Raw genomic sequence first — 5,318 nt, 5'->3', positions numbered from 1 at the left:
TAAATTGAACGATATTCTTCCCCCTTTCGTAAATTTGGGTACTTTGGGACTCAATTTCGGCATGCAGGGCGTACAGTTCACGGCCACCTCGACCACGGCGGAAAACCAGATGCTCAGCAACCCGATGTACGTGCACAGCATTCCTAACAATAACGACAACCAAGATATCGTGAGTATGGGTACCAATGCCGCCCTAATTACCAAAAAAGTCATCGAAAACGCCTACGAGGTAATCGCCATAGAAATGATTACCGTGGTACAGGCCATCGAATATCTAGGTGTGAAAGATCAGGTTTCGACCAAAACCAAAAACATGTACGACGCCGTGCGCAAAATCGTTCCGCCGTTCAAAAAAGACGAAATCATGTACCCCTATGTTAACCAAGTGAAAGATTTTATCACCAACCATAAAAATAAGTAGATCTAATGTCTAACATCCAAAATCCAAAAAAATGAAAACAAACTACACTTTAATTTTAATGCTGCTTTTTAGCATGGTTACGATCAATGCCCAAGAATTGGCATTGGTCAAGGAGGGCGGTAAATTCGGTTATATCGACACCTCCGGAAAATACGCCATCGAACCCAGATTCGCAGATGCCAAATCATTTTCCGATGGCTTGGCGGCCGCCGAACAGGACAAAAAATGGGGCTTTATCGATGCTTCCGGAAAATGGGCCCTCGAACCGCAATACGATAAGGTCAAGTATTTTAATTCGGGACATGCCTTGGTCTTAAAGGATGAGCAATGGCAATACATCGACAAAAAAGGGCAAACGTTGGAAATTCCCCCTACCACCGACAAATTATACGATTTCGAGGAAGGGGTCGCCTTTTTTAAGGAGGGGGACAAAGTCGGGCTCTTGGGAACGGACGGAAAACTCGTTTTGCAACCCGCTTATAGGGTTATCAAAGATGTCAAAAACGGGCATGCCAAAGTCCAAAAAGGGGAATTATGGGGCATGATCGACACCAACGGAAAAGAGGTGATTCCCACGGAATATGAGGATATCGGCAATTCATGGTCGCCCAACGGGGTCTACGGGAAAAAAGGCGGAGTGTACGGCATCATCCACAACGGAAACTTTAACCCCATAGAAGGCGCTACAGATGTTTGGATCTTCCACGGCGATTCTAAACTGACCTACGCTGAAAAAGACAAAAAAGTAGGATTCGTGGATAGCAGCGGCAAATGGATCATCGAGCCTCAGTTCGACAAGGCAAGGACTTTTTCGGATGGATTGGCCCCTGTCGCCAATGGCAAGACCTGGGGATATATTAATGAGAAAGGCGAAATGGCCATCGACCCAAAATTCCGCGATGCGGAGGTTTTTTCGGATGGTCTCGCTCCCGTAAAGGACAAGAACTGGGGCTTTATAAATACTTCCGGAAAATTGGTCATCCCCATGGATTACGACATTACGGCCGGTCTGGCATTTTTGGCGGGAAATAACGAAAAAGGCTTTATCAATGGTCTTGCACGAGTAAAGTCCAAAAAAGGATGGGGCTTTCTGGATAAAACCGGGAAATTGCTCGGGGATAAATGGTTTGAGAATGCAGAGCCTTTCGAAGCGATAAAATAGAAAGACGTTTTTTCAGGAGCGGTCTCAGTGTCCTTTGTGCTGATTTCCAACTAAAACCACTGGTTTTTAGGTGTTTAACTGTTTACCAAGAATTTATACCTTTAGTACATGCAAGAAAAAAAAGGGGGAAAGCAAAAATTCGCATTGGTAACGGGCGGGTCACGTGGTATCGGAAGGGCTATCTGTATTCGGTTGGCCAAGGATTCCGCATACCACATCCTCATCAATTATTACAGTAATGAGTCCGCTGCGAAAGAAACCCTGAAATCGGTCGAAGAGGCCGGTGGCCAAGGAGAGCTTCTGCCCTTCAACGTGACCGACGCAGAAAATGTAAAATCCGCTTTGGATGACTGGCACGTGGCCAACCCCGATGCCATCATTGAAGTTATTGTAAATAACGCGGGTATTACGCAAGACGGTATGTTTATGTGGATGAAAGCGGAAGATTGGTCGAAAGTCATCGATACCAGCCTCAACGGGTTTTTTAATGTCACGAACCATCTGATCCAAAAACTGCTGGTCAACAAATATGGACGGATCATCAATATGGTTTCCGTATCGGGATTAAAAGGTACGCCCGGTCAAACCAACTATTCCGCTGCTAAAGGCGCCGTCATTGGTGCGACCAAGGCCTTAGCGCAAGAGGTCGCCAAAAGAAACGTTACGGTCAACGCGGTAGCCCCCGGTTTCATTTCCACGGATATGACACGGGATCTGGACGAAAAGGAACTGAAAAAAATGATTCCCGCCAATCGGTTCGGTACCGCCGAGGAAGTGGCCCATCTGGTCTCTTTCTTAGCCTCCGACAAGTCCTCATATATCACGGGCGACATCATCAACATCAATGGAGGTATCTATTCGTAACAGCTAGACCAAAGCTTCCCGGCTTCAAAGGAAAAAGCCTTTTCGCCTTAAGAAATATAAAAAAGTGTTTCCTGAACGCGAACAATTTTCAAGCTAAAACTTCGTTAGAATCCCTAACTTTAGTACCTTGGAGAACCAAGGAACAACCAAAGCGAAAGTATGAGGAGAGTAGTAATCACGGGTATGGGTATTTATTCCTGTATCGGGCAAAGTATCGATGAGGTCAAGACATCGCTCTACGAAGGCCGCTCGGGCATCGTTCATGACCCCGAACGTGATGCTTTTGGCTTTCGATCTCCGATTACGGGCCTGGTAGAAACTCCAGATCTGAAATCGCTATTGTCTAGACGGCAGCGTATCAGTATGGGCGAAGAGGCCCAATATGCCTATATGGCCACTATCGAGGCCTTCAAAAATGCCCGGATCGATCAAGATTTCCTTGACAACAATGAAATCGGTATCCTCTACGGTAACGACAGTACGGCAAAATCTACCGTAGAGTCGGTCGACACGATGCGCGAAAAGGGGGATACCACTTTAGTGGGTTCCGGCGCGATTTTTAAGGCGATGAACTCTACGGTCACCATGAACCTTTCCACGATTTTCAAACTTCGTGGTATCAATCTGACCGTCAGTGCCGCCTGTGCCAGCGGATCACATTCGATAGGGCTAGGCTATCATTTGATCAAAAGTGGACTACAAGACTGTATAATTGCGGGCGGAGCACAAGAAATAAACCCAATGGCGATGGGTACTTTTGATGGACTGGGCGTTTTTGCGACGAATACGGAGTATCCTGAAAAAGCGTCCCGGCCGTTTGATAGGGATCGAAACGGATTGGTACCCAGCGGTGGTGGCGCAAGTTTGATCATAGAAAGCTATGAATCGGCCGTGAAGCGAGGCGCGCCCATTTTGGGGGAAATTGTCGGATATGGTTTTTCATCCAACGGCGACCACATCTCGACACCCAATGCCGAAGGACCGACAAGGGCGATGAAACGGGCATTGATCGATGCTGATTTAACCGCCTCGGACATCGCATACGTAAATGCGCATGCAACCTCGACCCCTGTCGGTGATGCGAACGAGGCAAAGGCCATACATGAAGTTTTTGGAGCGAGCGGTCCCTACGTAAGTTCGACCAAATCGATGACGGGTCACGAGTGCTGGATGGCGGGCGCAAGTGAGGTCATCTATTCGGTGATCATGATGCAAAACGATTTTATTGCCCCGAATATCAATTTGGACCATCCTGACGAGGACTCGCAAAAACTTAACCTTGTTAAGAAAACCCTAAATAAAAAATTTGACGTATTTTTGTCCAATTCCTTTGGCTTCGGCGGAACGAATTCAGCGTTGATAGTCAAAAAATGCTAGTATAAAATGGTGATGACCAAGGAAAATATAGTTGAAAAGGTAGATGAATTCCTCATCGATGATTTCGAGGTAGAGGAAGAATCATTAGTACCGGACGCCAATCTCAAGGATGCCCTTGACCTGGACAGTCTCGATTTTGTAGACCTTGTGGTCGCGGTCGAGAGCAATTTCGGGATCAAGCTGACCGGTGAGGATTTTGCGAACATCCACACCCTCCAGAATTTTTACGACCTTATCGAAAGAAAGCTGGGGTGACCCTTTCTTACAAAACCCAAGATATGGCCACGGAATGGGAAGGGAAATCAAGGGGAACCCTTTTGGGGTACCAGATCTACATTTTCTTTCTTCGGAATTTTGGTATCTCCGCAGCCTACCTTTTATTACGTATAGTAATCGTATACTACACCCTGTTTTCCCCGAAAAGCAATCGGGATACCTATACCTATTTTCGAAAGAGACACGGCTTTTCAAGGGGAAAAAGTATTTTGAACATCTACAGGAGCTATTACACGTTCGGGCAGACCATTACCGATAAGGTTGCCATTGCCACAGGGCTACGCAACAAATTCACATACACCCACAACGGTATCGAGCATATCGACGATCTGCTACAGAGAAACCAAGGGGGCATTTTGATCAGTGGTCACGTAGGAAATTTTGAGATTTCCCACTATTTTTTGGAAGATCGTTACCACATTGCCAATATCAGCATGGTGACCACCCACGCCGAGCATCAAGATATCAAGGAGTATATGGAGCGTATTTCGGCGAAATCACATTTAAAGTTCATTGTGGTAAAAGACGACATGTCGCATATTTTTGAAATCCATAAGGCAATCGATGAAGGCGGATTGGTCGTTTTTACGGGTGACCGATATATGCCGGGTTCAAAAACCCTTACCGAGAGCTTTTTGGGCAAAAAAGCCAATTTTCCCATGGGTCCCTATCTTTTGGCCGCAAGGCTGAACCTGCCGGTACTGTTCGTATATTTTATGAAAGGCCCGAAACGACATTACGATCTCTACGCCCAAACCGCCGAATTTAAGGCGCGGGATGCACAGGGGCTGTTAAAGGAATATACCGAGAGTATGGAGCGCATCCTGAAAAAATATCCTTTGCAGTGGTTCAATTATTTTGATTTTTGGAAGGATAGGGATGAGAAAAGTTAGGAGTCAAAGGTAATTGGCAGCGATGGATTCGAGTGGCGGTGGGCCTCGAATTCAATTTTTTTAACGGTCGGTAGGTAACTATTTAAGATGTACAGGAAATTACAGTAAATGAAAGAGGTTCTCATCATATACTATTCCCAGACCGGACAGCTGACGACCATTTTAGAAAATATGGCCAGCACCGTTACAGGCGATAACATCCATATTTCCTATTACGAAATCGTTCCAGAACCAAAGTATGGCTTTCCATGGAACCCTGAGCGGTTTTACGATGTTTTCCCGGAAACCTTTTTGCAGATTCCTTCGGATTTCCATCCTCCTAAAC

6 protein-coding genes and 1 pseudogene are annotated in these 5,318 nt (G+C 46.0%); all 7 read left to right on the top strand.

Annotated features, from left to right (window positions below; translation table 11 throughout):
* On the top strand, positions 1-421 hold a 421-nt coding region (locus ACEW8S_RS13725; protein WP_373518711.1), incomplete at its 5' end, for an aromatic amino acid lyase.
* A gap of 31 nt (positions 422-452) precedes the next feature.
* On the top strand, positions 453-1,583 hold the full coding sequence (locus tag ACEW8S_RS13720) for a WG repeat-containing protein (protein WP_373518710.1): 1,131 nt from the start codon (positions 453-455) through the stop codon (positions 1,581-1,583).
* Positions 1,584-1,691: 108 nt separating this feature from the next.
* Positions 1,692-2,447, top strand: a complete 756-nt coding sequence (gene fabG / locus ACEW8S_RS13715; protein ID WP_373518709.1) for a 3-oxoacyl-ACP reductase FabG — start codon at positions 1,692-1,694, stop codon at positions 2,445-2,447.
* 159 nt (positions 2,448-2,606) lie between these two features.
* Positions 2,607-3,824 (top strand): beta-ketoacyl synthase, encoded by a 1,218-nt coding sequence (locus ACEW8S_RS13710; protein WP_373518708.1) that lies wholly within the window; start codon positions 2,607-2,609, stop codon positions 3,822-3,824.
* Between the two features lie 12 nt (positions 3,825-3,836).
* Complete coding sequence (locus ACEW8S_RS13705; RefSeq protein WP_373518707.1) at positions 3,837-4,079, top strand: acyl carrier protein; 243 nt, start codon at positions 3,837-3,839, stop codon at positions 4,077-4,079.
* 23 nt (positions 4,080-4,102) lie between these two features.
* A complete protein-coding gene (locus ACEW8S_RS13700) occupies positions 4,103-4,993 on the top strand; it encodes a lipid A biosynthesis acyltransferase (protein ID WP_373518706.1) in 891 nt (296 codons plus the stop codon).
* A 108-nt stretch (positions 4,994-5,101) separates the two neighbouring features.
* A pseudogene (locus ACEW8S_RS13695) lies at positions 5,102-5,318 on the top strand (dialkylrecorsinol condensing enzyme DarA); the annotation flags it as partial.

Source organism: Pricia sp. (genome assembly GCF_041745955.1).
Taxonomy (GTDB): domain Bacteria; phylum Bacteroidota; class Bacteroidia; order Flavobacteriales; family Flavobacteriaceae; genus Pricia.
This window is presented reverse-complemented; position numbering and strand designations above follow the sequence as displayed.